This is a genomic window from Streptomyces sp. NPDC047072 (assembly GCF_040643855.1).
Classification (GTDB): Bacteria; Actinomycetota; Actinomycetes; order Streptomycetales; family Streptomycetaceae; genus Streptomyces.
In genome coordinates this window covers 1-3,963 of record NZ_JBEYVC010000330.1, presented here as the reverse complement: position 1 = coordinate 3,963, position 3,963 = coordinate 1, and the positions used below count along the sequence as shown (strand labels likewise).

Annotated in this window: 4 protein-coding genes; all 4 read right to left on the bottom strand. The window is 72.2% G+C overall.

Going from position 1 to position 3,963, the window contains the following annotated elements; genetic code table 11:
* Positions 1-37: 37 nt before the first annotated feature.
* Positions 38-682: a hypothetical protein gene (locus tag ABZ896_RS52170; protein WP_360946408.1), complete on the bottom strand. Its 645-nt coding sequence runs from the start codon at positions 680-682 to the stop codon at positions 38-40.
* A gap of 131 nt (positions 683-813) precedes the next feature.
* The gene (locus ABZ896_RS52165) at positions 814-1,932 is read right to left on the bottom strand and encodes a hypothetical protein (protein WP_360946405.1); all 1,119 of its coding nucleotides are present in this window, start codon (positions 1,930-1,932) and stop codon (positions 814-816) included.
* A gap of 5 nt (positions 1,933-1,937) precedes the next feature.
* Positions 1,938-3,389 carry a glycosyltransferase family 2 protein gene (locus ABZ896_RS52160; RefSeq protein ID WP_360946402.1) on the bottom strand — a complete coding sequence of 484 codons (1,452 nt, stop codon included), beginning with the start codon at positions 3,387-3,389 and terminating at the stop codon, positions 1,938-1,940.
* A gap of 139 nt (positions 3,390-3,528) precedes the next feature.
* A partial coding sequence (locus ABZ896_RS52155) for an L-serine ammonia-lyase, iron-sulfur-dependent, subunit alpha (RefSeq protein ID WP_360946399.1) occupies positions 3,529-3,963 on the bottom strand: 435 nt, incomplete at its 5' end.

The following is a 3,963-nucleotide window of genomic DNA, read 5'->3' as shown; positions in this document are numbered from 1 at the left end:
CTCGGCCGGCCCGCGCCGTCGTCCTCCACCCGGACCATCATGTCGCCCTCGGCGTAGGAGAGTTCGACCCGCACCTTGGCCTGTCCGGCGTGCCGAGTCGTGCCGCGGGCGCGGTGACCGCCGCCGCCCCGCCGAGCAGCACGGCGACCGGTGTCACCACGGCGAGCCGGCGTCCGGCCAGCAGACCGAGGAGGGCCAGCAGCGGCGGCCAGACGAGGAGGAACAGCGCGGTGAGGCCGAAGAGTTCCGCGGGGGCCCGGCCGAGGATCTCCCGGTCCGGGCGGGCCACGCCGAGAGCCCAGGCGCAGCCGAGCGTCAGGGCGGTCACCAGCAGTAGCGCGGGCGTCAGCCGCTTGACCCGGCGGCCCAGGAACCCGGCCGCACCGGTACGGCCGGTCGCCGTCGCCCGCCGCACCAGCGGCAGCGTCGCCAGGAACCCCGAGACCACCGGCAGCACCTCGAACCCGGCACCGGCCCAGGACGCCGTACGGCTGCCCACGCCCGCGTCGTACAACAACACGCTCAGCACGGCCACACCGCGCAGCCCGTCCACGGCACCGAAGCGAGCGGGCTGCCCCGCCCCCTCGGCCGTGGCCGTGGCCGCGACCTCGGCCTCAGGACCGGCTGCCGGGACACCGGCACCCACCAGGACACGGGGCACGGAGACGACCCGGAGCGGCATGGTCCGAACCGGCGCGGGCTCGGTCCCCCCGGCCTCCTGTCGCCGCTGTCGCGGTACGCCCCACGGATCCCATGTCCCCTGCCGGTGCCGGTCGTCCGAGTACCTCGGCGGGAACTCCGCGCGCTCTTCGTTCATCTCGGCCACGCCCGGAAGCAGGAGGCGATCACTGACTCGGCGGGGCGGCTGAGGAAGGAGGCAGGGGGGTCGGTGCGCGGGTCGGCCGCGCCGGGATCCGCGTGGAAGTCGAGGTTCCACCAGTACAGCCCGGCCATGTCACGGTCCCGGGCCACCTGGCACGCCGCCTCGAACCACCGGCGCTGCACCGTCGTGTCGAGCGGCCCGTCGCTCTTCCAGACCGCCGGGTGCCGGTAGGCACCCCCCGAGGCCACGATCCCGACCTCGCTCAGCACGATCCGCGGCAGCTTCCCGGTGCTCTTGCGGTCCAGCCACCGCTGCCAGCCGGCGACGAGGTCCGCGACGGAGGCGTCGTCACCGAGCCCGGTGAGCGGGAAGTAGGCGTCGACGCCGAGATGGTCCACGGGCACGGGCACGTGCCGGGAGACGTAGTCGTCCCAGTTGGCGTCGTAGGACAACTCGCCGGGGAAGAGCGAGCGCGCCGTCGTCAGCAGGTCCCGCCAGCGCGGATCGTCCTCCAGCGAGGTCAGTTCGGCACCGACCACGACCGTACGGACGTGGTGGCGGGCGGCGAGTTCGAGGTACGGCGCGAGGAAGGCCCCGTACGAGCGGAACCAGGCGGCCCGGTCGGCGGGGGCGAGGGAGCCGCGCCAGGCCAGGGGGTCCGCGGCGACCAGGGTCCGTTCGTCGAGCAGTGGGCGCAGGGTGATCCGCAGCCCGGCGGCCGCGGCGGTGTCCAGGAGGATCGCCAGTTGCCGGGGGGAGGGGGTGGCGGCCGTCGCGCGGACGCGGTCGGCTGTGGGGCCGGCGGTCGAGAAGGGGAAGGAGACGGCGACCGCGTTCATGTTCAGGGCGACCATGTGGTCGACCAGCCGCAGCGCCTGGGTGCGTACGGCCGTGTCGGTCTCGCCGGAGTAGGCGTACCAGAGGATCTGCGCCCCGAGTTGCGGGTCGCCGGGCTGCCACGGCCGGGAGACCTTCGCCGGCGCGGCGGTGGTCTCCGGGGCGGGGGACGGGGACGACGAGGAGCGGGAGACCGCCGTACCGAAAGGTCCGCACCCGGCCGTCACCAGGGCGACGAGAAGGACCAGGAGGTGTCGAAGTCGTGCGCGCATCGGTGTCAGGCCGGCTTCGCGATCACCACGAACTGGTTCTCCACCCCGCGCAGACACCGCAGCAGCCCCTTGAACGAGCCGACCGCCTCCCACAGGGCGAAGAACGGCATCAGGGCGACCACGGCGACCGGCTCCCACCACAGGCGACGGCCGCCGGACGACACCGAGGCGTTGATCTTCAGGCCCTCCCAGTACATCCACACCGCGTAGCCCATGGTCACCGCCCAGAACGGCAGGATCCACGGGGTGACCGGCGAGGTGTTGAGGTCGCCGAGGAGCGCCCCGACCGCCAGCACGACACCGACGTGCTGGAAGGGTCCGAGCACCCAGGTCGTCACGCTGTACATCAGCAGGGCCCGGGAGCGCCGGGGCAGTTCCCGGTTGAAGGCGAGCGCCACCAGGCCCCACGACCAGCGTTCGCGCTGCTTGAGGAAGTCCCGCATGGTGGCGGGCGAGGCGCCGTAGCTGCGGCCGGAGAACCAGTCGCTGCGACCCTTGTACCGGCTGGCGAAGACCAGGGCCAGGTGGGCGTCCTCGCAGATCGAGTCGGGGCCGAAGTCCCAGCCGATGGTGGCCTCCACCGACGCCCGCAGCAGCAGGAGTTCGCCGTGCAGCCCGACCAGCGGGGTGCCGCCGCCGGTGAGGACGGCGAACCGGGCGATGTCGTCGGCGGGACGGATCGCGTCGGCCAGCCAGGTCAGCCGGTTGACGGCGTTCTCCCGCGGATAGGTCAGCATGCCCTGGGCGAGGTGCTTGCCCTCGGGGCCCGCGCGCCGCTGCGCGTTGACGAACCGGGCGAGCTGCTCGGCGGTGTCGGGGCCCACGCCGGTGTCGTCGTCCATGTGCAGCACCCAGACGTCGTCGAGCGCCTCGCCCTCGGCGATGCGCAGTTCGTGGGCGTAGTGGTTGGCGCGGGCCTTGAAGCGGGTGCCCTTCGGGGTGCGGTACGCCTTCGGCACGGTGACCACGCGGATCAGGGAGGGGCTGGTCGCGGCGAGGGCGTCGATGCGGTCGGCGGCCTCGCAGCCCTGCTCCGTGAGGATGTCGACGCGCAGGCGGGGGAACCAGTCCGGCAGGAACTCGCAGTACGAGAGGACGGAGCGTTCGAGGGCGGGGTACGTGTCGTGCCGGCCGATGGTGGGGACGAGCACGACGAGCCGGTCCTCGCGGGCGGGTGCCGCGCTGGTCCAGCCCCGCTGGCGGCCGACCCGGCGGTGGGTCAGCAGGGCGCCGGTGATGCCGACGAACGAGCCGAGCACGGGCAGCGTCCACAGCACCGTCACGACCCAGCCCATGAGTGTCGCCTTGGGCGAGTACAGCGAGGCCGAGAAGGCCAGGGCGAGTACCGCCGTGACCGTGAAGGACAGGAACCCCGGTCTCCAGGCGGCCTGCCGCCGCACCAGCCGGGCGGCCCGACGGGACCGCGGTATGACGGTGCCGTCGGCCGACGCGGTCATGGTTCCCCACTTGTCTCTGCAAAGAGTGAGATATCGCCCAGATGCGGAACAGCACCTGATGCGCCCCTGTGGAACCTTCTATCACGCTTGTGGTTTTTCCGTGAAGATGAGTCTCGTCACAAGCGGAACGAGACTTTCCTCAGCACTCGATGATGTTCACCGCGAGTCCGCCGCGGGCGGTCTCCTTGTATTTGACGCTCATGTCGGCGCCGGTGTCCTTCATGGTCTTGATGACCTTGTCGAGGGAGACCTTGTGGGTGCCGTCGCCGCGCATGGCCATGCGTGCGGCGGTGACGGCTTTGACGGCGGCCATGCCGTTGCGTTCGATGCAGGGGATCTGGACGAGTCCGCCGACGGGGTCGCAGGTGAGGCCGAGGTTGTGTTCCATGCCGATCTCGGCGGCGTTCTCGACCTGTTCGGGGGAGCCGCCGAGGACTTCGGCGAGGGCTCCGGCGGCCATGGAGCAGGCGGAGCCGACCTCGCCCTGGCAGCCGACTTCGGCGCCGGAGATGGAGGCGTTCTCCTTGAAGAGCATGCCGATGGCGCCGGCGGCGAGCAGGAAGCGGACCACTCC